This window comes from Parasaccharibacter apium (genome assembly GCF_002917995.1).
GTDB lineage: Bacteria > Pseudomonadota > Alphaproteobacteria > Acetobacterales > Acetobacteraceae > Bombella > Bombella apis.
In genome coordinates this window covers 54,154-78,500 of record NZ_LMYH01000017.1, presented here as the reverse complement: position 1 = coordinate 78,500, position 24,347 = coordinate 54,154, and the positions used below count along the sequence as shown (strand labels likewise).

Annotated in this window: 35 protein-coding genes; 27 read left to right on the top strand and 8 right to left on the bottom strand. The window is 60.0% G+C overall.

Annotated elements, in window-relative coordinates; all coding sequences use genetic code 11:
* Positions 1-1,230, top strand: a complete 1,230-nt coding sequence (locus ASO19_RS08590) for a PBSX family phage terminase large subunit (protein ID WP_219811869.1) — start codon at positions 1-3, stop codon at positions 1,228-1,230.
* A gap of 12 nt (positions 1,231-1,242) precedes the next feature.
* Here the strand turns inward: ASO19_RS08590 and ASO19_RS09255 are convergent, their stop codons facing one another.
* Positions 1,243-1,374 carry a hypothetical protein gene (locus ASO19_RS09255; protein WP_256462226.1) on the bottom strand — a complete coding sequence of 44 codons (132 nt, stop codon included), beginning with the start codon at positions 1,372-1,374 and terminating at the stop codon, positions 1,243-1,245.
* A 36-nt stretch (positions 1,375-1,410) separates the two neighbouring features.
* On the opposite strand from ASO19_RS09255, the gene ASO19_RS08585 reads away from it, so the two are divergent.
* From ASO19_RS08585 to ASO19_RS09155, 6 genes are all read left to right on the top strand, one after another.
* Positions 1,411-2,847 (top strand): phage portal protein, encoded by a 1,437-nt coding sequence (locus ASO19_RS08585; RefSeq protein ID WP_103765809.1) that lies wholly within the window; start codon positions 1,411-1,413, stop codon positions 2,845-2,847.
* Positions 2,844-3,773, top strand: coding sequence for a DUF2213 domain-containing protein (locus tag ASO19_RS08580; protein WP_052349251.1), 930 nt, complete (start codon positions 2,844-2,846; stop codon positions 3,771-3,773). Before ASO19_RS08585 ends, ASO19_RS08580 begins: the two co-directional genes overlap by 4 nt.
* A 35-nt stretch (positions 3,774-3,808) precedes the next feature.
* Positions 3,809-4,309, top strand: coding sequence for a structural cement protein Gp24 (locus tag ASO19_RS08575; RefSeq protein WP_081562629.1), 501 nt, complete (start codon positions 3,809-3,811; stop codon positions 4,307-4,309).
* A gap of 56 nt (positions 4,310-4,365) precedes the next feature.
* Positions 4,366-5,391 carry a hypothetical protein gene (locus ASO19_RS08570; protein WP_052349250.1) on the top strand — a complete coding sequence of 342 codons (1,026 nt, stop codon included), beginning with the start codon at positions 4,366-4,368 and terminating at the stop codon, positions 5,389-5,391.
* A 3-nt stretch (positions 5,392-5,394) separates the two neighbouring features.
* Entirely contained in the window at positions 5,395-5,808 is a 414-nt protein-coding gene (locus tag ASO19_RS09160) for a hypothetical protein (RefSeq protein WP_181005249.1), read from the top strand.
* 67 nt (positions 5,809-5,875) lie between these two features.
* Complete coding sequence (locus tag ASO19_RS09155) at positions 5,876-6,340, top strand: DUF4054 domain-containing protein (protein WP_181005248.1); 465 nt, start codon at positions 5,876-5,878, stop codon at positions 6,338-6,340.
* A gap of 56 nt (positions 6,341-6,396) precedes the next feature.
* On the opposite strand, the gene ASO19_RS08560 is transcribed toward ASO19_RS09155, so the two are convergent.
* Entirely contained in the window at positions 6,397-6,588 is a 192-nt protein-coding gene (locus tag ASO19_RS08560; protein WP_043562128.1) for a hypothetical protein, read from the bottom strand.
* Between the two features lie 137 nt (positions 6,589-6,725).
* On the opposite strand from ASO19_RS08560, the gene ASO19_RS08555 reads away from it, so the two are divergent.
* The 11 genes from ASO19_RS08555 to ASO19_RS08510 are packed head-to-tail and all read left to right on the top strand — an operon-like array spanning position 6,726 to position 13,636.
* Positions 6,726-7,115 carry a hypothetical protein gene (locus tag ASO19_RS08555; RefSeq protein ID WP_043562126.1) on the top strand — a complete coding sequence of 130 codons (390 nt, stop codon included), beginning with the start codon at positions 6,726-6,728 and terminating at the stop codon, positions 7,113-7,115.
* The gene (locus ASO19_RS08550) at positions 7,061-7,642 is read left to right on the top strand and encodes a phage neck terminator protein (protein WP_146046947.1); all 582 of its coding nucleotides are present in this window, start codon (positions 7,061-7,063) and stop codon (positions 7,640-7,642) included. Before ASO19_RS08555 ends, ASO19_RS08550 begins: the two co-directional genes overlap by 55 nt.
* 30 nt (positions 7,643-7,672) lie before the next feature.
* Positions 7,673-8,842: a DUF3383 family protein gene (locus ASO19_RS08545; RefSeq protein ID WP_103765807.1), complete on the top strand. Its 1,170-nt coding sequence runs from the start codon at positions 7,673-7,675 to the stop codon at positions 8,840-8,842.
* Between the two features lie 3 nt (positions 8,843-8,845).
* The gene (locus tag ASO19_RS08540; protein WP_081562632.1) at positions 8,846-9,289 is read left to right on the top strand and encodes a phage tail fiber protein; all 444 of its coding nucleotides are present in this window, start codon (positions 8,846-8,848) and stop codon (positions 9,287-9,289) included.
* Between the two features lie 11 nt (positions 9,290-9,300).
* Positions 9,301-9,765, top strand: coding sequence for a phage tail assembly chaperone (locus ASO19_RS08535; RefSeq protein WP_081562633.1), 465 nt, complete (start codon positions 9,301-9,303; stop codon positions 9,763-9,765).
* Positions 9,762-9,902: a hypothetical protein gene (locus tag ASO19_RS09150; RefSeq protein WP_181005252.1), complete on the top strand. Its 141-nt coding sequence runs from the start codon at positions 9,762-9,764 to the stop codon at positions 9,900-9,902. The genes ASO19_RS08535 and ASO19_RS09150 overlap by 4 nt, the downstream gene beginning before the upstream one ends.
* Positions 9,889-10,896, top strand: a complete 1,008-nt coding sequence (locus tag ASO19_RS08530) for a hypothetical protein (RefSeq protein ID WP_103765806.1) — start codon at positions 9,889-9,891, stop codon at positions 10,894-10,896. The genes ASO19_RS09150 and ASO19_RS08530 overlap by 14 nt, the downstream gene beginning before the upstream one ends.
* Positions 10,897-10,917: 21 nt before the next feature.
* On the top strand, positions 10,918-11,616 hold the full coding sequence (locus tag ASO19_RS08525; protein ID WP_086431786.1) for a hypothetical protein: 699 nt from the start codon (positions 10,918-10,920) through the stop codon (positions 11,614-11,616).
* Positions 11,613-11,912 (top strand): phage baseplate plug family protein, encoded by a 300-nt coding sequence (locus ASO19_RS08520; protein ID WP_043562113.1) that lies wholly within the window; start codon positions 11,613-11,615, stop codon positions 11,910-11,912. Before ASO19_RS08525 ends, ASO19_RS08520 begins: the two co-directional genes overlap by 4 nt.
* Positions 11,909-12,928 carry a hypothetical protein gene (locus ASO19_RS08515; protein WP_103765805.1) on the top strand — a complete coding sequence of 340 codons (1,020 nt, stop codon included), beginning with the start codon at positions 11,909-11,911 and terminating at the stop codon, positions 12,926-12,928. The genes ASO19_RS08520 and ASO19_RS08515 overlap by 4 nt, the downstream gene beginning before the upstream one ends.
* A 54-nt stretch (positions 12,929-12,982) precedes the next feature.
* The gene (locus ASO19_RS08510; RefSeq protein ID WP_043562108.1) at positions 12,983-13,636 is read left to right on the top strand and encodes a Gp138 family membrane-puncturing spike protein; all 654 of its coding nucleotides are present in this window, start codon (positions 12,983-12,985) and stop codon (positions 13,634-13,636) included.
* A gap of 4 nt (positions 13,637-13,640) precedes the next feature.
* Here the strand turns inward: ASO19_RS08510 and ASO19_RS08505 are convergent, their stop codons facing one another.
* The 6 genes from ASO19_RS08505 to ASO19_RS09085 all read right to left on the bottom strand — a co-directional run bounded on the left by ASO19_RS08505 (position 13,641) and on the right by ASO19_RS09085 (position 17,663).
* The gene (locus ASO19_RS08505; RefSeq protein WP_043562106.1) at positions 13,641-14,213 is read right to left on the bottom strand and encodes a hypothetical protein; all 573 of its coding nucleotides are present in this window, start codon (positions 14,211-14,213) and stop codon (positions 13,641-13,643) included.
* Positions 14,214-14,288: 75 nt separating this feature from the next.
* Positions 14,289-14,444, bottom strand: coding sequence for a hypothetical protein (locus ASO19_RS09145; RefSeq protein ID WP_156878807.1), 156 nt, complete (start codon positions 14,442-14,444; stop codon positions 14,289-14,291).
* 148 nt (positions 14,445-14,592) lie between these two features.
* On the bottom strand, positions 14,593-14,886 hold the full coding sequence (locus ASO19_RS08500) for a hypothetical protein (protein ID WP_143539977.1): 294 nt from the start codon (positions 14,884-14,886) through the stop codon (positions 14,593-14,595).
* 197 nt (positions 14,887-15,083) lie between these two features.
* Positions 15,084-15,419 (bottom strand): hypothetical protein, encoded by a 336-nt coding sequence (locus ASO19_RS08495; RefSeq protein ID WP_143539976.1) that lies wholly within the window; start codon positions 15,417-15,419, stop codon positions 15,084-15,086.
* A gap of 1,073 nt (positions 15,420-16,492) precedes the next feature.
* Complete coding sequence (locus ASO19_RS08485) at positions 16,493-16,918, bottom strand: hypothetical protein (protein WP_146046938.1); 426 nt, start codon at positions 16,916-16,918, stop codon at positions 16,493-16,495.
* 175 nt (positions 16,919-17,093) lie between these two features.
* A complete protein-coding gene (locus tag ASO19_RS09085) occupies positions 17,094-17,663 on the bottom strand; it encodes a hypothetical protein (protein ID WP_146046937.1) in 570 nt (189 codons plus the stop codon).
* Positions 17,664-17,709: 46 nt separating this feature from the next.
* Here ASO19_RS09085 and ASO19_RS08480 point away from each other — a divergent pair, with 46 nt between their 5' ends.
* The 9 genes from ASO19_RS08480 to ASO19_RS08440 all read left to right on the top strand — a co-directional run bounded on the left by ASO19_RS08480 (position 17,710) and on the right by ASO19_RS08440 (position 24,347).
* Positions 17,710-18,060: a hypothetical protein gene (locus ASO19_RS08480; RefSeq protein WP_103765804.1), complete on the top strand. Its 351-nt coding sequence runs from the start codon at positions 17,710-17,712 to the stop codon at positions 18,058-18,060.
* Complete coding sequence (locus ASO19_RS08475) at positions 18,047-19,273, top strand: baseplate J/gp47 family protein (RefSeq protein WP_103765803.1); 1,227 nt, start codon at positions 18,047-18,049, stop codon at positions 19,271-19,273. The genes ASO19_RS08480 and ASO19_RS08475 overlap by 14 nt, the downstream gene beginning before the upstream one ends.
* Positions 19,270-19,866, top strand: a complete 597-nt coding sequence (locus tag ASO19_RS08470; RefSeq protein ID WP_052349248.1) for a DUF2612 domain-containing protein — start codon at positions 19,270-19,272, stop codon at positions 19,864-19,866. The genes ASO19_RS08475 and ASO19_RS08470 overlap by 4 nt, the downstream gene beginning before the upstream one ends.
* Complete coding sequence (locus tag ASO19_RS08465; protein ID WP_103765802.1) at positions 19,863-20,966, top strand: glycine-rich domain-containing protein; 1,104 nt, start codon at positions 19,863-19,865, stop codon at positions 20,964-20,966. Before ASO19_RS08470 ends, ASO19_RS08465 begins: the two co-directional genes overlap by 4 nt.
* Positions 20,967-21,026: 60 nt before the next feature.
* On the top strand, positions 21,027-23,036 hold the full coding sequence (locus ASO19_RS08460; protein ID WP_103765801.1) for a right-handed parallel beta-helix repeat-containing protein: 2,010 nt from the start codon (positions 21,027-21,029) through the stop codon (positions 23,034-23,036).
* Entirely contained in the window at positions 23,033-23,509 is a 477-nt protein-coding gene (locus ASO19_RS08455) for a hypothetical protein (RefSeq protein WP_103765800.1), read from the top strand. The genes ASO19_RS08460 and ASO19_RS08455 overlap by 4 nt, the downstream gene beginning before the upstream one ends.
* 8 nt (positions 23,510-23,517) lie before the next feature.
* Entirely contained in the window at positions 23,518-23,751 is a 234-nt protein-coding gene (locus ASO19_RS08450) for a hypothetical protein (protein ID WP_103765799.1), read from the top strand.
* Positions 23,751-23,984, top strand: a complete 234-nt coding sequence (locus ASO19_RS08445) for a hypothetical protein (RefSeq protein WP_043562086.1) — start codon at positions 23,751-23,753, stop codon at positions 23,982-23,984. The genes ASO19_RS08450 and ASO19_RS08445 overlap by 1 nt, the downstream gene beginning before the upstream one ends.
* Positions 23,985-24,047: 63 nt before the next feature.
* On the top strand, positions 24,048-24,347 hold the full coding sequence (locus ASO19_RS08440) for a hypothetical protein (RefSeq protein WP_043562083.1): 300 nt from the start codon (positions 24,048-24,050) through the stop codon (positions 24,345-24,347).

Below are 24,347 nucleotides of genomic sequence, written 5' to 3'. Positions count from 1 at the left end.
ATGACAACAGACCGGGTCACCATCATGACACCCCGGGCCTTTGCGCCCCTTCTACAGCCTGCCCGCTATAAAGGCATCTGGGGAGGACGAGGTTCCGGGAAGTCCTGTTTCTTTGCCGGAATGCTGATCGAACAGGCCACACTGCGCCCCGGGTTGAGGGCGGTCTGCATCCGGGAAATCCAGAAATCCCTGACTGTTTCCGTTCACCAGCTGCTCCGGGACACCATCGCACGCCTGAACCTGTCCCACCTCTTCACAGTTTTGGACAGGGAAATCCGTACACCCGGCGGCGGTGTCATCCTCTTCCAGGGGATGCAGTCCCACAATGCCGAAACCATAAAATCCCTGGAAGGAATGAACATCGCCTGGGTGGAGGAAGCGCAGTCCCTCTCGGCCAGGTCCCTGAAACTCCTGCGCCCGACCATCCGCCAGCCCGGTTCCGAACTCTGGTTCAGCTGGAATCCCAATCATCCCTCCGACCCTGTGGATGCCTTCATGCGTGATCCTGCCACGGAAGGTGACCCCTCCTTCATCACGATCCGGGCGAACTGGTCAGACAATCCGTGGTTCCCAAATGTTCTGGACCAGGAACGAAAACGGGATCAACATCTGCGACCACAGGACTATGGCCATATCTGGGAGGGAGGCTATCAGCTGCATCACGAAGCCCTCATCTTCCCCGACCGCATCACGGTTGAAGAGTTCCGGCCCCCCAGCAGCTGCCGCTTCCATTTTGGAGTGGACTGGGGCTTCTCACGGGACCCCACAGCCGTCATACGCTGCTTCATTCACGAGGACATCCTCCATATCGACCATGAGGCAGGCGGCACCCACATTCCACTGGACCACCTGCCTGCCCTGTTCGACAGGATACCGGGCATCCGCCACTGGCCCATCCGGGCAGACGGTGCCCGGCCGGAAACGATCAGTTACCTTCGCACCCGCCATCATTTCCGCATCAGTGCCGCCCGAAAATGGCCCGGAAGCGTACAGGATGGCATCGAGAGGCTGCGCTCCTTCCGGTCCATCCGCATCCATCCCCGCTGCCAGCAGACAGTCCGTGAGTTCCGCCTCTACCGTTACAGGTCGGACCCGCTGACAGGCGATGTCCTCCCGCAGGTGGAAGATACGAACAACCATTACATCGACGCCCTGCGTTACGCTCTGGATGGCCTCATCACCAACCAGTCCCCCCTGCCGGATTTCTCACGGTTTGCACCACCTACCTGATGGACATGGCTCTCACGGATGACCCAGCGCCCAGACCAGCCATCCCCCTACGGCTCCCCCCAGTATCAGCCCACCCAGAAGGGCCAGCAGAAGCATCCGTCCGGCAATACGCTGTGATGATGCCTTCCAGTCGATCCATCTCATGACACGTCTCCTTTCCGTTACAGATAGGCCTTGCCCATGCCCGGTTTTTCTCTCACCCGTCTGTTTGAAAAACAGCCTACAACAACCGCACGCCCCCGGCAGGAACCCGCCGCTCCACGTCACACCAGTATGGCCGGGAAGACAAGTCCCCACTGGCTGACCCGCCTGTGGCGGGCCTCCCACACCATCCCTACACCCGATGACAGAGAGACAGCCACGCCATTCTCCCCCTACCGGCCACCACCGGGCGTCGTGCCGGAAGGGCATGACCAGCCCGGCATGGATTCTGCCCCCACGGCCATGATGGACATGGCCTGCTGGGCTATGGGACAGACGGCAGCCCAGCCATCATGGATGGCCGACGGGCTTGGTTTTCTGGGGTATCCGACCCTCGCCCAGATGGCCCAGCGGGCGGAGTTCCGCAAACCCTGTGATGTCATCGCACGGGAAGCCACACGGGAATGGATCAGCCTCAGCACGCACAACCCAGACCATCCCTCTCCGGCTCTTCCGTCGGATCCCGCAGCCCGCCTTCATGCGCTGGATGTGGAGATGAAACGGCTGAATGTCCGCGAGCTTCTGCACCAGCAGATTCTGGACAGCCTGCTCTACGGCATCGGCCATATCTGGCTCAACATGGCTGACACGCCCCGCACGACCTATGGGCAGACACTCCCGCTGCCCCTCACCCCCCACGGGGTCCGCAGGGGAACTCTAGCCGGGCTGAAAAACATCGAACCGGTCTGGACCACGCCCAACGCCTACAATGCCGACTCTCCCCTGCAGGATGACTATTACCGGCCCCGCAACTGGTGGGTGCAGGGTAGCCTTGTCCATCGGGACAGGCTCATCAGCATGGTGCCTTATGGCGTATCCGACCTCTTCAAACCGTCATTCAATTTCGGCGGGATGAGCCTGACACAGCAGCTGCGCCCCTATGTCCACAACTTCCTGCGGACCCGCAACAGCATCAGCAACATCACGGCCAATTTTTCAAGGCTTGTCCTGAAGACCGACATGGGCGGCCTGATGGCCACCGGCACCAGCGACGAGGCCGACCCGACAGCCTCCATCACGGGGCGGGCCTCCTTCATGCAGAAAATTTCCGAAGGACAGGACATCATCGTGGCCGACCGGCAGAACGAGGATGTATCCATCGTGGCCACACCCCTGACAGGGCTTGCCGACCTCCAGTCCCAGGCCATGGAAGCCATGGCCTCCATACCCGGCATACCGCTCGTGAAGCTCTTCGGCATCACCCCCAACGGGCTGAACGCCTCCTCCGCTGGAGAAATCAGGGTGTTCTACGATGAGATCGCCGCCTTTCAGGAAGCCCACATGCGGCCCGTGCTGAGCCGCCTGCTCACCCTGATCCAGCTCAACCTCTGGGGAGACACCGACCCTGCGCTGGAGATCACCTTCAAGCCCCTCTGGCAGCAGACCACACAACCACAGCCATCCGAGGCCTCATGACCATTCTCGCCTATGACCGCACCGGGTCCGTCCGCAGTTTTGATGACAACGGACGCCTCCGTGTGGAACGGACCCCCATCAGCAAGGCCAACATCTGCCTCTATCAGGGGCGGGAAATTCCCGACCATGCCCGGCTGGGCCTGAACCCGGACCAGTCCTACCGCCTCCTGCGGGACCCGAAAGAACTGGAAAAGGCGGCAGACAGTTTCAACTCCCTGCCTGTTCTGGAGGAACACGTCCCCACCAGTGCGGATGCCCACCCAAGGGAACTGACGGTCGGCTCCACCATGGACAATGCCCGCTTCGAAAGCCCTTACCTGACGGTCGGCATGGTCATCTTTGATGGTCCTGCCATCACCCGCATCCAGTCCGGTGACCAGAAGGAACTGTCCTGCGGCTACGCCTATGAGGCGGACATGACACCGGGCACCCATGAGGGCCAGCCCTATGACGGACGCATGGTCAACATCCGGGGAAACCATATTGCTCTCGTAACAAAAGGACGGGCCGGCCCTGACGTGCTGGTCCATGATTCTTCAGCCACAGGGAAAGCAGCCACCACCATGACACGGAAAGACGACACGCCCACCGCCGAGGCACCCCACCATGAAGAGGCGGAATCTGCCCTGAACGAGGCCATCCAGAAGGCCCTTTCCGCCGACCGTGCCCTGCGCCAGGCCACGGAGGAGGCACGCCGCCTTGTCCGCCCCCTGGTCGGAGAGGTTCATGGCATGGAAAGTGCCGATGACGTCTACCGCTATGCCCTCCGGCAGTCCGGCATGGCAGCGGACAGTCTCGCCGCCATCAATCAGGCCGGTCTTCATGCCCTCGTCCAGACCCGTCTGGAGGCCATGACTCCACCCATCACGCACGCTCCTGCCGCTGATGAAACCGCCACCGGGTATACGGCCCCACGCCGTTACTGACCCCATCCCTGCCCAGATTTACAGAAAGCACATCCATGTCCGATTTCCAGCAGACTGTCTCCTACACATGGCCGCAGGGTTTTCCCGGAGCCCCGGCCAGTGCCAACCCCATCCGCACGGCCATCGCCCCGGAAGGCGGATTCATCGCCAGAGAGGGCGGGCTGACCATTGCCCGTTTCGTCTGGCGTCATGAAGACGGCGTGAGCCTGAGCCACACCGGCACCACCACCCCGGCGGGCTTCCTCTACCGTTCGCAGCAGGGGCTGACGACACAGTATCTCCAGTCCGCCACCATGACCCTGCCGCAGGGCTTCATGGCCAGCCTTGCTGAGGGCGGAGACTTCTGGGCCGTGGCCAGCACGGCAGCCACGGCGGGACAGGCCGTCTATGCCTCCACAGGTGACGGCAGCCTCCAGACGGCCCCGGCAGGCAACACACCGCAGGGAACCGTGGCCACAGGCTGGACGGTCTCCCGTGGCGGCAGTGCGGGAGAACCGATCATCATTTCCGGCCCCATGCACCCCATGACGGCCTGACCCCTCTTCAACCCGCCCGCCCCTTCTCCGCTCCCGACCACAAGCAAGGTATCACCATGCCCCACTCCATTTCTTCCGCCATGCTGAAACGTGACTTCGGCATTCATGGCGTGCTTGACCACGCCATGGCCTTCGACAGCGCCGTGACGGCTCCCAATTCCGGCATTCCGTCCATCTTTTCCACCTATGCCGACCCTCGCACCATCAAGGCTCTCATCACACCCATCCGGGCCGAGGCCATCTATGGCCAGGGCCAGAAAGGCGACTGGCTGACGGACACGGCACAATTCCCCTTTGTCGAACTTTCCGGCCAGACAGCTTCCTACGGGGACTATGACAGCTCCGGGGACAGTGACGTCAACGCCAACTGGGTGCAGAGGCAGTCCTTCCATTTCCAGACATGGACCCGCTGGGGAGAACGGGAGGCGGAACGCATGGGGGCGGCACGGCTGGACTGGGTCTCCCGCAAGAATGAGGCATCCATCTCCATCCTGAACAAGACGAGCAACCGCATCAGCCTCTTCGGAATGGAAGGTCTCCAGCTGCGTGGTGCCCTCAATGACACGGCCCTGCCACCGGCCATCCAGCCCACCCCGAAGATTGCTCCTTCCGGAGCGGCAACGGGCAGCAGCGACTGGCTGAGCATGACCGACCCGATGCAGGTCTATGCCGACATTCTCAAGGCCTTCCAGCAGCTTTCCGAACAGATGGGCGGAAATGTCACGCTGGAAAGCCCCCTGACCCTCGTCATTCCGACGGAGCGGCAACAGTGCCTGCTATACACGAACCAGTTCCGTGTCTCCCTGCGTGAACTGCTGCGGGAGAACCTGCCCAACCTGAAGATCGAGACCCTGCCGGAAGCCGGCAGTACGCTGTCTGGTGGTCTCAGCAAGGTCACGCAGATGCAGCTCTTCCTGCGGGAGGTGGACGGGCAGGAAAGTGTCACCACCGCCTTTACCGAGAAGCTGCGTGCCCATGCGGTCGAACGCTACAGCTCCTACATCCGCCAGAAAAAATCCCAGGGCACATGGGGAACCATCTGGTTCTACCCGGTGGCCTGCGTCACCATGACAGGAATCTGAACCATGGCCGATACTGTCACCGTCCTCTGCCGTCTGCCTTCCGGCATCCGGCTCGACCTGCATGACCTCTCCAGCCTGAGCGAACGGACACAGGCCACGGCCCCCGTCATGACTCCGCCACAGGCCCGGTCCTCCATACTGCTGAATGGCATCCGGCAGGACCCGCTCTACCATCCCGTGGAAAACCGTCTGCTCGGGCGGGCAGGACGGACCACTGTGCCGACCAACTTCTGGAAAGCCTGGCTGGAACAGAACAGGCAGAGCGACCTCATCACCCGGAAGATCATCTTTGCCGAAACCACGCCCGCCCGTGCCGACAATGCCATGGCCGAACTGGCCAAGGACCGCACGGGGCTGGAAGGGGCTGACAACACCACCCTGGCCGAAGGTGTCACCCCCATGCAGAAAACAGCCTAACCACCCGCCCGTGCCTTATGCCCTCCAGCCCAACGGCACGGGCCTCCAACCGGGAGACAATGCCACCATGACGGACTCCTCCCCCCCAGGGCAGGTTACCTTTTCCTATCAGGACTGGCTCGCCGCCTATCCGGCCTTCGTCGGGCATGTCAGTGCCGGGCAGGCGGAAAGCTTCTTCCAGCTGGCAGAACTGATCCTCAACAATACGGGCCGTTCCCCTGTCCGGGACATGACACGACGCAGGACGCTGCTCTGGCTGCTGGTAGCGCACCAAGCGCAGCTCTTCGCCACCGAAACACCAGCCCAGTCTGGTGAGGCCACCGGCAGCCCGCCAGCGGCACCGCCAGTCGGACGGGTCGCCTCCGCCACACGGGGGGCCGTCTCCATCACACTGGATGGCAGTGCCCTGCCAAGGCAGGCCGGGTGGTTCAGCCAGACGCAGTATGGACTGATCTTCTGGCAGGCCACGGCCCCCCTCCGCCAGATGCGCTTCCTGCCTGGCCATGCACATCCAGCCTATCTCTGGCCCTGATACGGAAACGGCCCACCCCAGAAGGGTGGGCCGTCTTCCATCATCACCTGACGCTCTCAGTGCCAGAGCAGCTTCCAGACAACATAGGCGAACAGGAAAGGCACCACGAGATGGACCAGCGTACCGAAGGTGATACGCTTGCCATCACCGGCCCGCATCATCAGGAAAATGGTCCGTGTCAGAGAAAGCAGACACAGGATCAGCACCACGGCAAACAGCACGGCCTTGCCGGTTACAGCACCATACATACGATCTTACTCCTGTCTCACTGGCTGAACACGCATCCGCAACCAGCCAGAACTGGCCGTAAAGTGGCGCAGTCATGCGCTTTCGTCAATCCAGTCCCGCCTGACCGGTTTCACCACCTGATGGAAGACCAGACAGCATGAATCTCTTCTCTCTCGCCAGCAGCGTGACAACCACCATCAACCCGCTTCAGCCTGCCATTCTCCGCCGCATGACAGGCAGCCAGATTGCCGCCGATTACAGCACGACCCCGCTTCATGAGGACATCCCTGTGCTGATCGACATCCAGCCCGCCCCGGCCACTCTCCTCCAGCTCATTGGCGACATCGCCCAGCAGGGAGAAAGCCGCACCGTCTTTCTGCAAGGCAGCGCCCATACTCTCAGTCGCCCTCTGCAAAGCGGGGGCGACAGCCTCCTGTTTGAAGGATCGGAATGGCTGGTCACGAAAATACTCGAACAATGGGGAGCCAATGAATGGTGCCGCCTGATCGTCACCCGCCAGATTCCATGCCGGCAGAGTTCCAGCTGACCCCGACAGACAGCACGGTCATGCAGATGCTGGGAGACTGGCTGAAAGCAGAAATTCTGCCTGAAGGCTGGGGCCTCTTCCAGGGCCAGCAGAACCGTCTGCCCATGCCTTCAGGCAGCCATCTCGTCATGCAGCCAACCACACGCCGTCCGCTCGCCACCAACAGCCATGGCCATGATGAAGAAGGCGTCACCATCTCCCAGCCCGTGGAACTGTCCATCCGGCTCACCGCCCGTGGGCCTGAATCCCTGACGGTTCTGGGCGGTGTCAGCACCCTGTGGCGGGACCGGCGGACCGTGGCGTGGTTCCGCCACAGACGGCCTGACATGGCCCCCATAGACACCGGGCCCCTCACGCAGCAGGACTTCACCAGTGCAGAACAGCAGTATGAGGCCTCCGCCACCCTGACACTGCGTCTCGTCATCATGACCACCCTGAAACGCCCGGCCGAGACGGCCACAGCCCTCGGCATGGCCTCCATGGTGGAAGCCACCCTGGCCACTCCCCTCCCATCTGCCGACCACTGATTCCTTTTTCACAGACAAGGACACTCCATCATGGCCTCCCTGACCGGCACCATCCCTCTTGCCCAGACTGTCAGCATCAATCCCGTCACACTCGGCACAGCCAGTGGCGTTCCTTTCATGAACGGGCTGCTCATCACAACCCCTTCGGATTCAGCCGCTCTCGGTACAGGTCAGCTGAAATCCTACGGCTCCCTGGCAGACGTGACGAAAGACTTCCCCGCCAACAGCCCGGAAGCCCGCATGGCCGCCGTCTATTTCGCCAGCCATGACGATGCAGCCCAGATACCGCCCACCCTGCTGATCCATATGGCGGACCCGGCCCACCAGGCCGATCCTGCCAGCCTGATGGACCTCATCACCAGCCAGAATCAGGCTTTCACCGGCTTCACCACCACATGGGAACCCACCCTGACACAGAAACAGGCCTTCGCCACATGGGTGGCCGGCACGACGGACCGTTACTGGTATGTCCCATGGGACACGGACGAGCAGGCCCTCAACCCGCAGAACAGTGCCAGCTTCGGCACATGGTTGCAGAACCGGAACATTGATGGCACCACCCTGATCTATCAGGACCCTCTAGCTGCCGCCTTCTGTCTCGGCTGGCTGGCCTCGCTCGATTTCAGCGCAACGGACGGGCGCACCACGCTCTGCTTCCGCCGCAGCGGGCTGCTCACCCCCAGCGTGACCGATGCCACGACAGCCGCCACCCTCCGGGCCAATGGCTACAATTTCTACGGGGCCTATGCCAACGGGCTGGGCCGCTTCCAGTGGCTGGAGGACGGGCATGTCTCGGGGGCTTTCCTCTGGGCGGACAGCTACATCAACCAGATATGGCTCAATGCGTCCTTCCAGTCCGCCCTGACCACGCTTCTGCTCCAGACCGGGCAGATTCCGTATGACAGCCTCGGGGATGGGCTGATCTCGGCCAGCGTGCAGGACACCATCAACCAGGCCCTGCGCTTCGGGGCCATCCGCCCCGGAATCCAGCTGACATCCCTTCAGAAACAGCAGATCGACCAGGCTGCCGGAACCACCATCAGCGACACGGTGCAGAGCCGGGGCTGGTACTTCCAGCCCAATGCCTCCACCGCCGCAGCCGACATCCGGGCCGCCCGCAGAAGCCCCCCGTGCCGCTTCTGGTACACGGATGGCCAGTCCGTCCAGTCCATTCATCTTGCATCCATCGAGGTCCAGTAAGTCATGTCCCGCACTGCGCTCATCACCTCGGCTGACGCCGTTTTCACCCTCACGGTCAAGACCCTGTTCAATGCGCCCATCACGCTGGAGAACTGGGCAACCGACCATGGCTGGAGTGGCTCCCAGAAGCTGAAGCTGGCCACGACGAGCCTCTCCATTGATGGCCGTCTCAACAAGGGATTTGTCCCTTCGGCCTATCACATGGCCCTGCATTTCTCTGCCGGATCACGCTCCCTTCCCGTCTTCGATGCCATCGCCACGGCCTCCCGGCAGGCCCGGACAGTCTACGAACTGAACGGCGAGCTTCTGCTGCATGGGCTGGGACAGCGTTTCACCTTCACCAATGGCTGCCTGACGGATTATGACCCCGTTCCGGCGGGGGATACAACGCTGGGCAACCGGACCGTGAACATCACATGGGAAAATGTCCTCCCGGCAGGGCTGTAAGGCAACCCACCATGAAAACCATCGAATGGACCCCTGCCGAAGGCCCTGATGCAGGCAAATGTTTTGTCATTTCCCGCATGTCGGCCTTCACGGCGGACCGCTGGGCACGGCATGTCGTCCGTGCCCTGGCCCGTGCCGGAGCCAACACCCCACGGGAGGCCCTGCACAGCGGCATTGCCGGTCTCTCCGGCCAGAGCATGGCCCTGTTCGGGCACATGAGCGATGAAGACTGTGACCGGGCTTTCTCCGGCCTTCTGGACTGTGTGACAATCCGCCGGGACCCCACGAACCGGGCCCTTGAGCCTGCCCCGCTCATCGAGGCGGACATAACGGACCCCAACACGTTGCCTGCCTTGCGGGCAGAGGCCTTCCGGCTGAACGTGGATTTTTTCAAGGCCGCAATTTACCAGATATACCCCCTCATCGCCATCTTGAGGGAGACACAGCCGGACGGGGACCTCCCGCCCGCTGCGTGAATCTCTCCAGTCCGATGGCCTTTGTCATCGGGACGGGGCTGGCCACACTGCATGAGCTGAAAACCCTCTATGACAGCGAAGACATGTGGCTTCTCTGGGAAATTGCGGCCGTGGAGCGCATGAATGGCCATTCTTGATACACTCATTGCCCAGTCGGACCTGATACGTCCCCCGGCCCATCTCCCCCTGAAACAGGGCACGGCAACCTTCCGGCGGAATGTCATGGGGGCACTGGCCCTTTTCACCGGGGGGCGATCACTCACTGGTCTGAAACAGCAGGACACAGACGGAACAGATGTCCCTGTCATGGCACGCCCTCTGCCCGCCATGATGCCAACGCCGGAGCCACCGGCCCGCCAGAGCGATGCCACAACTCCCGAAGCGAAAGCCCCTTCACCCCAGCCCATGCCTCCCTCGGCGGTACAGACCGTGCGGGACTGGTCCACCCTGCTGGCCCAGTCCACCCCTGCCGCCCGACAGGCCCTGAAGGACGTGGAGCCAACCCTCCACAATGCAGAGCAGGCTCTGGAGCGTGTCCTTCACCTCCAGGCACGACAGGTTGATACGACACGGGAGGGAGCGGACCCCGGCCCCCTCCTGCAAGGTTTTTCAGCCATGATGACGGCCCGCAGCATCCTGAACCTTCATGCTCCTGAAGACCTCTCCTCACCCCATGATGAAACCGGACGCCAGAAGACACCCCCTCCTCGCCAGCCGGGCAGGCTCCTGCCTGCCATGTCCATCCCATACCTGACCGGCACGGCCTCACGGGAACTAAACGTCTCACCCACGCCGCAGCAGGACCAGGAGCGGCTGCATCGCCTGTCCCTGACCCTTGCCCGTACGGATCAGACACTCTCACGGATGCTTCCTGCAGCACCGGGTTCCCGTTCCCCCGCCATTCCGGGCAGGCCCACTCCCGGTGCAGGGCCAGCTCTTGCCCACCTTGCCCGGCATGTCGAAACCACAGCACGACCGCACCCTCTCACGACCCACAACACGACCACGCACAGCCCGACCATCAACATCACCGTGACGGCAGGTCATGGCAGACCGCAAGACATTGCCCGTGCCGTGGAAGCCAGCACCATAAAAGCCCTTGCCCGCCAGACCCTCACCCAGACCGGATAATCTCTTTCTGGAGCAGTCCTCATGTCCATCCTGACATCTCTCCGGGCGTCAGCCTCCGCCACCGGTGGTGAAACGCTGGGAAACTGGGCCGTACAGCGTGCCGCCCGCCAATGGGGCATCTTCCGCCGCCCGACGGCTGACCAGTTCAGTTCCCTCACATCGTCCGGTTTCAACCGATCAGCTGGCGGCCCATCCAGTTTCCTGTCAGGCCAGGCGCCAAGACGTGTCCTCTCCGCCGCCCATGTCGATTCCCTGCGACTGGATGAACAGGCCAACATCTGCTCCGCCCCACAGGAAAACGGTACCTTCACGAGCTACAACAAGGTATTCCTGCCCTACCGGGCCATGATCCGCATGGTCTGTGACGGGTCGGAAACAGGCTCCCTTGGTGAAAACCTGCTGCCAGACTTCATACGCAGCACCCTTGGTGTGGGGTCTGACACGGTGCGGAAAGATTTTCTGGAAACGCTTTCCCGGCTCGTAAAGGACACAAACCTCTATTTCGTCGCCACGCCAGAGGGCATCTACCCCAATGCCAACATCACCGGTTACACCTTCACCCGCACGGTCGACAGCGGCGTTGACATCATAACGGCCAACATCACCATTCAGGAAGTCCGACAGGGAAACACGTCCCGCTGGACGGGAAGCCGCCACCCACAGGGTGCGCAAACCCGCAATGCAGGCCCCGTCACCCTTCAGCCGGAGAAACGGACATGATCTACACGGTTCCGCTCCAGCCAACAGCAGCCCAGAGCATGACCTGCCCCATTGCCGGGCTGCAATGCCACATCTGGCTGAGACAGCTTTCCACCGGACTATACATGGACCTGACCGTCGGTACCGAAGCCCTTCTCCGTGGCGTTGTCTGCCAGAACGGGACCAACATCATCCGCAACCCTGCCAGCCTGCTGCCAGGCCGCCTGTACTTCACCGACACACAAGGGGCTGATGATCCCACATTTTCAGGTCTGGGGTCCCGATTCCTGCTTCATTACGAAGATGATACATCATGACAGCCATCACATATCCCAATGCCACCACGACACACAGCTTTGCCCGCAAACAGATAACCGTCACATTCTTCATGCCCGGGCTGAACGGAGGCCTGGACAGCTTCACGGTTGGCGAGGGACATGCAATACAGGCCACCATAAAACATGCGGGATTTACCACCGGTTCCGAAGCTGACCTCACCATCAGGGGGCTCTCCCAGATAGACAGAGACAGCCTTTCCATCCTTCCCGACCATCCTGCACCAGACAACCTAAACACAATCACTGCTGGCCAGACTTTCATCACCTTACAGGCCGGTGATGAAGGGAGCCCGCTGACAAACCTGTTCACTGGAACAGTCGACAGTGCCCAGACGGATTATGATGATCTGGACAGTCCCTTCCATATCCATGCCATGACCAGCACCATTCCAGCGTCCATCCTGCCACAGGCCAAAGGCTATGCCGGACCGCAGGACGTCATCACCCTGATGGCGGATATCTGCAAAGAAGCAGGCTTCCAGCTGCTGGATCATGGTGGCTGGGAACGCCATGCCAGCCTGACAAACCATTACAGATGGGGAACGGCTCTTGAGCAGATACAGGCCATCCTGACGGCGACGAAAGGCACCTTCAATCTCTCACCTTTCATCCCCATGATGGAAAGCAACCAGGGGGCCATTCCCTACAGGGGGCTCCTTGAAATATGGGGGCCGACCTTTACCGGCATCCCGCCAGCAGGGCAGGAAACAACAGTTCCTGTCATCTCAGCCGCAACGGGGATGATCGGCTATCCCCGATACAGCAGTTCCGGCATATCCCTGACAACCCTCCTCCGGCCAGACATCACCTTCTGGCGTCCACTGGCTCTGGAAAGCACCTTCGCACCCGTCACCGGAACATGCACAACCGGCACCCCACCTTGGAACGGCCTGTGGCTGGCCACCTTTGTCTGGCACGACATCAGTACCGAGACCTCACATGGAGCCTGGCATACACATATGGAATGCATCCGTACGACCCTTGGCAGACGATGACGGGCCGCCACCTTCCTGAACAACCACCTCCAGAACGGCCTGAAGGATCACAGCATGCCAGCTACAGCCACGCCCTATCTCCTGCGCTCCAATGCGGGCAAAAACAGCCTGAAAGGTGCACTGGATTCACTCATTGCCAGCCACATCAACCAGATCGGCCCTTCCATGCTGGTACAGGTAGAAACAGTCACGACCGAGGCCGCTGCCATTACAGGCAAGGTCACGGTCCGTCCCATGGTACAGCAGCAGGATGCGCTCTCCCGCACCCTGCCACATGACCTCATCCACAATGTTCCTTACCTGCGTTTGCAAGGCGGCCGTTCCGCCTTCATCATCGACCCCAAGCCGGGGGATATTGGCTTCATCATCATATCAGGGCGGGACCACACCCATGCCATCACGACCCGACAGCCCTCACCTCCGGCCTCGTTCCGACAGTTCTCCATGCAGGACTGCGTATATGTGGGCGGCTTCCTCAATGAAGGGCCAGACCAGTTCATACAGGCAACGGATCAGGGCTGGCGGATCGTGACGCCGGGATCCGTCACCATAGACGCACAAGGGCCCCTCACCCTGAAAGCCAGCCGCATTGAAGCCACCTGCGATATTGTCACATCCGGCGACGTTCAGGCGGGTGGCATCTCGCTAAAACAGCATACTCACGGCGGCGTGCAGACCGGTCCGGGCACAAGCGCTCCCCCGCAATGAAATATCATTTCGGAAACGGCATATTTCCACGCCAGGCTGTCTCGGCCAGTGTGCGGACGAACTCATCCCCGTGATCGAAATCGATGTGGGCTGCGCCCCCTGCCCAGGACATGCTGACAGACGTACTGCCTGCCAGGGCATCAAACAGGGCGTGCCCCTCAGCTTCGGAGACATAACATCCCCATTGCGTGCCCCGGTTGATGATGCCTGTATAATGGAAGCCTTTCACCTCGTATCCGTTAGAGAAACGGACCTCCAGTTCTGGCTGGTGAATCTCATGATTCTTCAGGACGAACATGAGAAAGACATCACCACCCCGACGTGGCGATGCAGACAACATGACATCATTTTCTGCCAGAAGAGCCGTAAGCGTGTGGTCCAGCTCCAGCATCTGCCATTTACCGGTCTGCCCCAAGCGCTGCCCCCCATTGGGAGATACACCAAGAGCGGCCAGACCGCTTGTTGTCACCGTTCCATCCTGCGCCACATCCAGCGGGGTCTGGGCCCGGGCATCTGTCAGACTGCCCGCCAGCAGCATCAGACTCAGGCCTGTCATGCACAGTGTCGTCCGCATCATCACTTTCCTTTCCCTCACGATACAGGGGCGGGGGCAGGACGGAACAGGCCCGCCTGCCCCCGCCCGTAACAGATTTCAGTCAGTTACAGTTTCGGATTCATCACTGGAGACTTCATCGAGCACTTCATGATGGCGCTCATGAGCCTTTTCACGTTCCTCAGCTGGCATGTTCCTGATCACGTCGTGTACTGCCTTCACAGGGTTTGCAGCCGGTTCTTCCTTCTCGGACATGATACTCCCTTTCCAGTCATTCACTATCGGACGCCCTCTTTTCCAGAAGGGCGCAGCCCAGCACTGAACCATCAGGAACGGTCGATCAAGCGCAAGGTCCCTCTATCACTGCACGACTGCCTTGCAGAGAAACCACTGCTCCAGCCGGTTAGCGTTCGCAGATTCCAGAATTCTCGACGTAAGTGACAAGCCGCTGGTCACTCTGCAACAGGGCCGCCGAACTGCCCTTTGCATCGGCTGTCAGCTGACGGATATACTGGGCACAGGGCGAATGGGGGCGGTGTGATACGGCCCAGAGACCATCCCTCACCGTCTCGGCGGAAAGCCCGATGCGGCGCAAATTCTCCTCATCCGTCCGCTGCTCCTGATGATTCACCCCCTGATGCGCCTGCACCTTGGCACTATGCAGCGCCTGAGAGAGGGTGCCTCTGGTTTCGGGCATGTGACTCAATGCATCCGCACGGGCTACTCCGCCCCAAACAGAAACGGCTGCAATTACAAAAAGAACGTGTTTCATGGACAGGATTCCTGCATTACGCCCCATAGGCTACGGAGAAAATAGCGCATCCCGACAACCTCTCCAATGTGGTTTCACCCCATGCGCTGGCAATCAGACAATTTTCTGGCCGGGTGTTGCTTTCAGGGCGCTCTCAGGCCCTGCGGCTCGTCCGTAACGGCATCATCACTGGCCAGATCCGGCCTGTAACAATATTTCGGCACATTTCCTGGCCCATCATCAAAATATCTGAGCACATGGACGACAGCATCGTAGCAATTGCCCCGCCGTTTGTTGATGAGCACATCATAGGCATTATCCGCCACCCGCTTGCTGGAATAAGCCTTGTGAAGAAATTCGTACAGTTTTGGAGGGTCTATGGCGAAAGACCCATCCTCATTTTTCAGATACACAGCCTCCGCCCGTGCCACACCGGGCAGAGCCAGTGCGAACACGGCGCACAGCACCAGATGTTTCATGCCCATAATCCTGTTCATTCCTGAAATTGACAGCACCCACCCTACCGGGTGCAGCCACCGACTCTGACAACCACATCCTGATCCATCAGGGCCACATATGAAAACCACACTCAACGGACCTGTGGAAGAGCCTGCTTCTACCACAAACCTGTGGCGATCGGTTTTTCCAAAAAAGAAAAAGAGAGCCGCACAACGGGCTGGACCAGTTCATCCAGGCAACAGATGAAATATGGCGTGTCGGCAGTAAGGAAGGAGTTTTTTGCTTCCTCCCCCTTACCTCTTTACTTCCCGTAGAAATGGTCCAGAACTTGCAGGAAGTCTTGAGCCGTCACGGAGTGCATCAACTGGTTGACCTGATCCTCATTCTCCTCGGCTCTCGCCGAAAGAGAGTATCCAAAAGCCCAGAAGCCAGAACAAAAGCAACGCCTAATTTCTTCATGATCTCCTCCACGTAACTACTCCTCTTTTTCTGCCTCCAATACCTGCTGGATCAGAAGGAGGATCGTTTCGGCACAGGTAACCCCATGTGTCCACAACCCGCACAACCTCCCTAACCTCTAACTGAAAAGTACTTCAATCATGGTTGACGCCAAATTAAACAAAAACACTCTCGCGGAATACTGCAATCTTCTCTGGGAAACATTAGAATGATCCAGTCAAGACACTATCCGTCATTACTCTTTTCGCCCGATATAAGGAAAACCAAAACAGCACATTTTTCCTATCACCAGGCCGCCTACTAAATAATATTTACAACGACGTAGAGAATAGTCACAACACCATGGAGAAAGGAGCTTCACAGGGCCGGGATTTCCTTTTCCTGCCTTCTGCGGCCAGACATCTCCTACTATCAGCCCGTGAAGGTGGTAAAAGAGTACACTCCTGCCGGGTGGGTGGCCGGCGAAAACGGCCTGAACCAGCAGGGACAGCGCATCGCCTCAGCCCCATGGAATGGCCTGTGGCTGCCCTACAGCATTACTCACGAGGTCACTGCCGAGATACCGGGCGGCAACTGGCACACCTTTGTGGACTGCCAGTTGACTAGCGCAGGACAGCAAATCGCCGTTAAATAGTCAGTCGAGGTTCTTCTTCTCGCATGTCCCTGAGCGCTCGATAGAAATGATGAGGTCCTCATCATAATCTCTACGAGACAATCCTCTGTCATAATCAGCTGTAAGCTGGGCCACATAGTGAGAACATGCGCTATAGGGCTTGTGTTGCGTTGCCCATGCAGCCTTACGGGCGACATCAGGGGACATGCCGAGTTGACGCAAATGGATCTCTGTTTCCGCAGCCATGCGATTTGAAACAGCATCCCAATCGCTTTGGGATGGCTCTATGACTGGACGGCTGCAATGAGGCGCACACAAAGAATCAATTACTTTCCTGTTGGCTTCCATCTGCCGCTCATTCCTCTGAGCAAGAGTAAGCCCATTATCTGCCCAAGCCACGCCGGACAGCCCGATGATAGCGGCGGTGATGAGAAGAAAGTGTTTCATGGTCAACTCCCGTAAGGTCATTCGTCCATCTAAGGCATCAGAACAATAAAGGGGAAGACCCATGCCAACAAATAACACCCCCTACTGGGGCCAATCAGGGCAGTAGGAAGACAATCGCGCCTGAGTAAACTCACGAGAACGCTGTAGTCTGCCTAATCTCCGCAACAGTCAAAAATTACGGCGAAATCCCGAATTTATCATAAAAATCAGGATTAAGTAATGGGTCTATATCATTCCTATACTGCGAAGCAGCTGCTTCGAACCCGCTTCCGTGCAGAATTATCTGCTGATTGCCATAAATTACACTTACTGGATAAGCACCCGTGGCAAACTTGGCCGCAACATCTTTTTGGGAATCTTCCCCCATTTTTGTTGCTAAAACAGTTCCCCTAGACGTGTCTACGGAGGACTTGGGAAGGCAATCCCCTCTTCCTTCAAGAGGCAAAGAGTCTCCATTCGAGAAACTGAGCGTAACAGCCTTCTCAGAACAATCAAAATATTGTCCCGGAATAATTAAAGTCGCTCCCGCCTTTTGCGGTGATGAGCGTGTTTGGGGAGGCACCCAAAATGCCGTCAACACGAACTCACGCCCAGAAGAAAATTCCAACTCCGGCGCGCCAGCAACATCGTGGATTGCTCGCCATACTCCAGTAACAACCCCTGCGGTTATATAGCGATCATCGGCGCACGCTTTGCCCCCTGCCAATGCCCATACAGCAGCGGCAGCAAACAGAAGTTTCTTCATCTCACATCCTCCCTATTCCATAGAACGCTACTCCACAGGATGCCCCATGAAAACCCTCTCCCTCACCCCTGACTGGGACCTGACACTGGACAGCACGGGCAATCTGGTCGTGCTGACGGACAAGGCGGCCATCCTTCAGGACGTATGCTCTGCCGCCCGCACATGGCTGGGCGAGGTGCTCTACGACACCGGGCAGGGCATCCCCTACGACACGGACATCCTCCGCTCGGACGTGGACCTCTCCTTCTATTCTTCGGAGATCGAGGATGCCGCCACGTCTGTTCCCGGCGTGGCGGCGGCCACCTGCCACCTCGCCAATCCCACCAAGGAACGCCAGCTCACCGGCATCATTCTCGTAACCTTCAGCGATGGGAGCACGGACCATGCCCAGTTCTGACGCCACGACCAACGTCCCGGCCCCCATCCTCACCGATGCGGGCTTCACTGCCCCTTCCGAGCAGGACATCCTTGCCGGGGTTCTGGCCGACATGAACGCCGCCCTGGGCGGTGGGGCCAACACGGCCCTTTCCACCCCGCAGGGGCAGATCGCCCTCTCCGAGACCGCCATCCTTGGCGACTTTCTGGGGGCGATGATCGCCATCTTCAATGGCGTGGACCCGGCCTCTTCTTCCGGGCGGATGCAGGAGGCCATCGGGCGCATCTACTTCATCGAGCGCCGCCCCGCCACGGCAACGACCGTCACGGTGCAGGCCAGCGTGAACGCCCCCGGCCAGACCATCGCTGCCGGTACGGTCGTGGCGCAGGGAACGGATGGCAGCCTCTATGTGGCCCCGCAGGCCATCACGCTTCCCCAGTCCGCCACGGCCAGCCTCGAGCTTGCCTGCCAGACATCCGGGGCCATCAGCTGCCCCGCCAACAGCCTGACGCTCTATCAGGCGGGGCTGGGGCTGGCATCCCTCACCAATCCTGCCCCCGGTGCCACGGGCGCTGATGCCGAAAGCCGCACCGACTTTGAGGCCCGGCGGCAGGCCAGCGTGGCGGCCAACAGCATCGGGCAGAATGCGTCCCTCATGGGGGCGCTGCTGGAGCTGCCCGGCGTGACGGATGCTTATGTGACGGACAATCCGGCACAGGCTCCGACGGTGCAGCAGGGCGTGACCATCCCGGCGGGGGCGCAGTACATCCTTGTCGAAGGGGGCAACCCGCAGGACATCGGCCAGGCCATCCTGCACAAGAAGCCCCCGGGCATCCCCACCGTTGGCACCCAGATCGTCACGGTGCAGGACGCCAACCCTGTTTATGCGGGGAACCAGCCGTCATACTCGTTCCGCTATGACAGGCCGACGCCGGTTGCTGTCCATGTGGTCATGGAGATTGCGGCCTCGGATGCCGTGCCATCCAATGCGGCACAGCTCATCCAGCAGGCCATCGTGGCGTATCTGACAACCGGGGCCAACCGCATCCGGCTGGGCAGAACCGTCTATGCCTCCCGCCTTTCTGCCGTGGTGGACGGGCTGGGGGACTGGGCAGAGGTTCTCACCCTGACCATCGGCACCGATGGCAATGCGGGCCAGAACAGGATCACACTACCGATCAACCAGCTTCCCACGGTGACGGCGGACACGATCAGCGTGCAGGTGGTGGCATGATCGACATACGGGAGACCATCCTCGCCCAGTATGCCAACAGCCCTGCCCTCACCGGCATCCTCGAGCGCTTCAATGCGGCGGTGGACCCGCAACGGTCTATCGAGACCTTCCTCCATGATGTCTGGAACCCGGCCACGGCCAAAGGCTGGGGGCTGGACGTGTGGGGGAGGATTGTTGGGGTCGGGCGGGTTCTACGCATTGACACGACAGGCTATTGGGGATTTGCACAAGGCTATCCGACCTCCAGAACCTTTGGTGAAGGCATCTGGTATTCCGGGCGTGGAGCAACAGCCAATTACCGCCTGACAGACGAAAACTACCGCCAGCTGATCCTAGCCAAGGCAGCAGCAAACATTTCTGCCGGGTCCATCGCTGACATCAACCGCATCCTCATGATCCTCTTCGGCAACCGTGGCAACTGCTACCTGGCCGATACGAGCGACCACACCATGATGCTCGTTTTCTCCTTCCGCCCCACAGCCATTGACGTTTCCATCATCGCATCCGGTGTGCTGCCCCGCCCCTCTGGCGTGCAGTACCGCTACACCTTCATCCCCCCTGCCAAAAATGATTTCGGGAATGACATTCTATGAAGACTTCCGACCTTCCAGAGAAAATTACCGTTCCTTTTGCCCAGAATGCAGGTCTGGCCTATCGGCGTGACATCCCTCTCCAGAGCAGTGATGCAGGGGCGGCCTCTTTCATGCTGGGTTTCCCCGCGCTGACCTTTCAGCCTACGGGGGCTGGGGGCACACCACCAGATGGCCGGGACATGAACGGCATCCTGTTTGCCCTCTCATCCATCGCACGGGCATGGTGTGCAGGCACCACGATGACATTCGATGCATCATTCGCCCATGATGTCGGAGGCTACCCGCTGGGAGCTGTTCTGCGATCCACCACGGACCCGTCCATTCTGCTCATCAGCCAGCAGGATGGCAACATGACCAACCCCGCAACCGACCCTGACGGAACATACTGGCGGCGCATCGGCAATGATGAGGCACTCCAGCACGCACTGGGGGCCCTCTCCGACCGTCTGGACAGCAGGCTCAGCCGTCTTGATGGAGCCTCAGCCAATCTCCTGTTCGCCTCGCTCTATCAGGACGGATCAATGCCCACTCCCCCAGCATGGGCCACACGCCTTCATGTCGTGGCACTGGGGGCAGGAGGGGGAGGTGCCAACTGCCAGGCATGGGGCGAATTCTCCAACACCAATTCTTCAGGCGGTGGCGGTGGAGCTGGCGCCTATGCAGAGGGTATCTTCTCCATCTCTCCTGCCGATACCCTGTCCGTCAGGGTCGGTCGGGGGGGCACCACAGAACAGCCTGGCGGCGATACCGTACTGTTCATCAACGGAACTGCCGTCATGACGGCAGGTGGCGGCAGAGGAGCCTCATGGCAGGCAAAGGCCTCCAGTGCTGGGGCCCCTGGCGGTTCCGCACATGGAGGAAACATCCTCATGCAGACCGGTGCCCCAGGGTCAGACGGGCAGAACGGCCCGTTCATTCTTGTTGGCAACGGAGGCGACTCTGCTTTCGGGGGCGGTGGACGGGCCGGTGCACAGGGAGGACTGGATGCCTCCTCCTTCGGTGCGGGAGGAGGTGGAGCCTATGATGCCTTCTCCAAAAACACACTCTTTTCTGGCGGCACAGGAGGCAACGGCCTGATCCGCTATCGCTGGCTGGTCTGAGCGTCATCCAGCCTTTGGGACCGCCCGCAGGCGGCGCAATGAAACCAGCATGAGGAAACCATGACACAACCAGCAAACAGGGTTCCTGCCTGGCGCTCCTACACGGCAACGGGAAACCCGACCGACATCGTCCCCTCCACAACCGTTGCCAGGGAAATTGGCGGCAAGATTGACGCCATCAACGGCCAGGCAGCGGGGCTGACCATTGATGGTGACAGTACCCTTGCAGGAGAAAAAGTCCGGGATGTTCTGGCCCGCTTCCCGGAAAAACTGGTGACCAGCTACGGTGTCACCCACGACCCTGACGGCCAGCACACAGCCGCCAACAGTGCCGCCTATCAGGCCGCCATCAATGACTGTGCAGGCACCTTCCGGCTGGTGCACCCTGCCGGGCTGTCCGTCATGCTTGGAACGCTCCGCATCACCCGCCCGGATACGCATCTCGTCCTGGATGGTATCATCACCCTGGCGCCAGACAGCAACACGAACTGTCTGGACATCTATGCCCCCGGCCAGTCTCTGGAGCGGATTTCCATCACGGGACAGGGAATCATTGACGGAAACCGGTCCGGCCAGCAGGGGGGACAGACCGCCGTAAGTGGCGGCATATGCGCCAACACGCTGAGCCATACAGACAATACGCCTGATATGCCTTCATTTCCAACACGGATCGACAATCTGCTGATTTCCGGAATCACGATCCGCAACACCTTCAACTGGCCGCTTTCTCTGGGGTTCATCAGCAACAGCCTCATTACCAACATCACGCTGCTGGATGGCGGCAACAGCCCCCAGTTCATCTGGTCGGCTGACAACTGCTGGTTCACGGACAGCCTATCAACCGGTCACACCGATGGCGGTTTCGTCTTCTACATGGGCTGCCGTCGCTGCGGGGCCACAGGTAATACGGTCTCCAGCAACCATGACGGGATCGGCGTCTATGCCGACAGTTCCGACCAGCCCGCCAACGAGAACATCCTGATCGCCAACAATCATGTCCACGACAATGCCGACGGGGGCATTGGCATCACGACGACAGACCAGAAAAGTGCAGACGGGCTGATCCAGCGGAACATCCTCATTACGGGAAACATCCTCTCCAACAACAATACGCACGGACGCAACGGGGGTGGATCCATCGGCATCGTGGCGGCTCATGGCGTACAGGTCCGCAACAACCTTGTATCCCGTGATGGATCAACCGCCAGAACGGGCAACCCGGTCTATGCCGCCTATGTCTCGGACAGCTGCCAGTTTGTCGAAATTGAAGGCAATCATTTTGAGGATATCGGCTCCACTGCCAATCCGGGAACGGCCATCTATCTCAACAGGCCCACTGGCGCCATCATCCGCAACAACATATTTGCCAACACGGCTGGTACCTCCGGCCCGCTCCGTACAGGCCTTGGCGGAACGGTCGGTGCTGCTGGCCTCATCAGCGGCAATGTAGCGGCCGGACCAATGGCCGGCCCCCTGCTGGCTCTGGCATGGCAGACTGATACAGCTTTCATCAGCCAGCCAGATGGCATGGGCGGACTGCTGGATACCCTCCCCCGAAGCAGCAACATCGTGGCATCAGGCCATTATGACTATGATGGCCGTACACTGAGCAGGCAGATCGGTGCCACGACCGATGATACGGGCCTCTTCCTCCAGACAGCACGGAACCAGACCACGGGAGCCGTTTCCGGCGATATTGTCCTGAACAAGGGCAACATCTTCCGGGTCTTTTCCCTCTCACTGAACGGGGCCATCACCACACCGAACGGCCACGTCCTGCTGAACATACGCAGCCCATCCGGCGCACCGCTCATGATGCAGGTTTTCACCATAAAGGCAGCCCATGGAGACAGGGTCACCTTTCCGCAATCCTTCACCAGCGACACCGTGTCGGTAATGGTTCCGCCATTCCATAACGGAACCAACATGATTGTTGGTGGCCCCTCAACCCTCTCCCCACCGGACCGCACCGGCTTCACGGTTGGAAAATTCTGGGTCGGACTGGGAGGTGCCAATATTGATCCGGCCGATGACATTACTGTCATGGCCATTGGAGAGCTTTCGTCATGACCCAGAACATGGCCTATTTCGCCATAATTGATGAAGGAGCCGCCATGGAGCCTGTCCCCATCCGTGGCTGGACCATCATTCCCCTCACGCAGGACAGGAAACAGGCCGATGGCACCATAACCGCCCACAGCCTGACGGAAGAAGAGCTGCACCAGCAAGTCACACCGCACATGCCTGCGGGAAGCCGGGCCATCCGCCTGCATGTCACGGATGAAGACTGGAACGCCCGCCCTGTTGTAAATCCAGTTCTCTCCAAGGGGGGCATCACACAGGGAAAAACACCCTCCACCACCCTGCGGGACCAGGCCGCCGCCATGATGCTGCAGGTTCAGCAACAGGCAGCCATGACTGCCGCCATGGGCGAAACCTTCGGCCCCAAAATGCGGGCCTGTGTCAGCACACTGAGAGCCATCCTGGATGGTTCTGACACACCAACGTCCCTCCCCACGTTACCCGCCAGACCAACAGATTGAGAGCCCCCATGAATCCCTATTTTGCAGGCTGTTTTCTCCTCACCATGCTGGCCTTTCTGGGAGGGCTGATTGCCTATGCCAACAGGGCTGGACGCAACAGCGCACGGGTCCGGTCCAGCCAGCAGGACGCGGCAACAGCCCAGGCCACAAGCAAGGTCGCCCGCACCATGCTCGAAGCCCGTACCAACGGCCTGCGGACCCGCACCCAGCTGCTGGACACACTGGAAAAGGGACAATTCTGATGGCCCCCGCTCCACCGCCTGCGGGACTACTGGCAGGGCTGGCCTTGTGCCTGCTGGCAGGCTGCAACCAGCCTCCCTTTCGTCCCCTCTGCCCGGCGCTTGTCCATTATTCGCCAGAAGAAGAGCGGGCTGTCGCCAGAGAGCTCCATCTCCATCCTGACCTGAAGGAAACGCCCCTCTTCCTTCTGGATTATGGAAATGAACGCCATGAAATTCAAAAAATCTGTAGCTGACCACCACGCTCTCACCCCACATTGACCGCCCGCCAAGGCGGTTTTTTTTATGGAACTGCTCCCATGATGCCCACACACCTTCCTGACAGGATCACCCCTCTCAACGAACGGATTGCCGCCCTGGAGGCAGTACAGGCCCGTCATGATGAAGACCTCACAAAGCTCAGCAACAAGATCGATAATCTGGCGCTGGAACTTCATGCTGGCATTGCCTCCCTGAGCGAACAGATACGGGAGAGCAATTCATTACGGTCACGCACTGTTACAGCCGCCATCACAGGCGGCGGTGCGGTTGGCGGAGCAGTCGCCGTGGGGCTCTATCAACTCATCCACACGCTCTACCCCCATTTCTTCGGAGGCTGA

Coding starts and splice junctions, on each gene's coding strand:
- ASO19_RS09255 (WP_256462226.1), bottom strand. CDS start 1,374: ATGAGATGGATCGACTGGAAGGCATCATCACAGCGTATTGCCGGACGG.
- ASO19_RS08535 (WP_081562633.1), top strand. CDS start 9,301: ATGAAAACCATCGAATGGACCCCTGCCGAAGGCCCTGATGCAGGCAAA.
- ASO19_RS08450 (WP_103765799.1), top strand. CDS start 23,518: ATGAATCCCTATTTTGCAGGCTGTTTTCTCCTCACCATGCTGGCCTTT.
- ASO19_RS08495 (WP_143539976.1), bottom strand. CDS start 15,419: ATGAAACATCTGGTGCTGTGCGCCGTGTTCGCACTGGCTCTGCCCGGT.
- ASO19_RS08525 (WP_086431786.1), top strand. CDS start 10,918: ATGTCCATCCTGACATCTCTCCGGGCGTCAGCCTCCGCCACCGGTGGT.
- ASO19_RS08550 (WP_146046947.1), top strand. CDS start 7,061: ATGGTGCCGCCTGATCGTCACCCGCCAGATTCCATGCCGGCAGAGTTC.
- ASO19_RS08585 (WP_103765809.1), top strand. CDS start 1,411: ATGCCCGGTTTTTCTCTCACCCGTCTGTTTGAAAAACAGCCTACAACA.
- ASO19_RS08460 (WP_103765801.1), top strand. CDS start 21,027: ATGACACAACCAGCAAACAGGGTTCCTGCCTGGCGCTCCTACACGGCA.
- ASO19_RS08475 (WP_103765803.1), top strand. CDS start 18,047: ATGCCCAGTTCTGACGCCACGACCAACGTCCCGGCCCCCATCCTCACC.
- ASO19_RS08590 (WP_219811869.1), top strand. CDS start 1: ATGACAACAGACCGGGTCACCATCATGACACCCCGGGCCTTTGCGCCC.
- ASO19_RS08455 (WP_103765800.1), top strand. CDS start 23,033: ATGACCCAGAACATGGCCTATTTCGCCATAATTGATGAAGGAGCCGCC.
- ASO19_RS09145 (WP_156878807.1), bottom strand. CDS start 14,444: ATGTCCGAGAAGGAAGAACCGGCTGCAAACCCTGTGAAGGCAGTACAC.
- ASO19_RS09085 (WP_146046937.1), bottom strand. CDS start 17,663: ATGAAGAAACTTCTGTTTGCTGCCGCTGCTGTATGGGCATTGGCAGGG.
- ASO19_RS08480 (WP_103765804.1), top strand. CDS start 17,710: ATGAAAACCCTCTCCCTCACCCCTGACTGGGACCTGACACTGGACAGC.
- ASO19_RS08465 (WP_103765802.1), top strand. CDS start 19,863: ATGAAGACTTCCGACCTTCCAGAGAAAATTACCGTTCCTTTTGCCCAG.
- ASO19_RS08505 (WP_043562106.1), bottom strand. CDS start 14,213: ATGATGCGGACGACACTGTGCATGACAGGCCTGAGTCTGATGCTGCTG.
- ASO19_RS08580 (WP_052349251.1), top strand. CDS start 2,844: ATGACCATTCTCGCCTATGACCGCACCGGGTCCGTCCGCAGTTTTGAT.
- ASO19_RS08555 (WP_043562126.1), top strand. CDS start 6,726: ATGAATCTCTTCTCTCTCGCCAGCAGCGTGACAACCACCATCAACCCG.
- ASO19_RS08445 (WP_043562086.1), top strand. CDS start 23,751: ATGGCCCCCGCTCCACCGCCTGCGGGACTACTGGCAGGGCTGGCCTTG.
- ASO19_RS08515 (WP_103765805.1), top strand. CDS start 11,909: ATGACAGCCATCACATATCCCAATGCCACCACGACACACAGCTTTGCC.
- ASO19_RS08510 (WP_043562108.1), top strand. CDS start 12,983: ATGCCAGCTACAGCCACGCCCTATCTCCTGCGCTCCAATGCGGGCAAA.
- ASO19_RS08545 (WP_103765807.1), top strand. CDS start 7,673: ATGGCCTCCCTGACCGGCACCATCCCTCTTGCCCAGACTGTCAGCATC.
- ASO19_RS08540 (WP_081562632.1), top strand. CDS start 8,846: ATGTCCCGCACTGCGCTCATCACCTCGGCTGACGCCGTTTTCACCCTC.
- ASO19_RS08485 (WP_146046938.1), bottom strand. CDS start 16,918: ATGAAACACTTTCTTCTCATCACCGCCGCTATCATCGGGCTGTCCGGC.
- ASO19_RS08530 (WP_103765806.1), top strand. CDS start 9,889: ATGGCCATTCTTGATACACTCATTGCCCAGTCGGACCTGATACGTCCC.
- ASO19_RS08500 (WP_143539977.1), bottom strand. CDS start 14,886: ATGCCCGAAACCAGAGGCACCCTCTCTCAGGCGCTGCATAGTGCCAAG.
- ASO19_RS08520 (WP_043562113.1), top strand. CDS start 11,613: ATGATCTACACGGTTCCGCTCCAGCCAACAGCAGCCCAGAGCATGACC.
- ASO19_RS09160 (WP_181005249.1), top strand. CDS start 5,395: ATGGCCGATACTGTCACCGTCCTCTGCCGTCTGCCTTCCGGCATCCGG.
- ASO19_RS08470 (WP_052349248.1), top strand. CDS start 19,270: ATGATCGACATACGGGAGACCATCCTCGCCCAGTATGCCAACAGCCCT.
- ASO19_RS08575 (WP_081562629.1), top strand. CDS start 3,809: ATGTCCGATTTCCAGCAGACTGTCTCCTACACATGGCCGCAGGGTTTT.
- ASO19_RS08440 (WP_043562083.1), top strand. CDS start 24,048: ATGATGCCCACACACCTTCCTGACAGGATCACCCCTCTCAACGAACGG.
- ASO19_RS08560 (WP_043562128.1), bottom strand. CDS start 6,588: ATGTATGGTGCTGTAACCGGCAAGGCCGTGCTGTTTGCCGTGGTGCTG.
- ASO19_RS08570 (WP_052349250.1), top strand. CDS start 4,366: ATGCCCCACTCCATTTCTTCCGCCATGCTGAAACGTGACTTCGGCATT.
- ASO19_RS09155 (WP_181005248.1), top strand. CDS start 5,876: ATGACGGACTCCTCCCCCCCAGGGCAGGTTACCTTTTCCTATCAGGAC.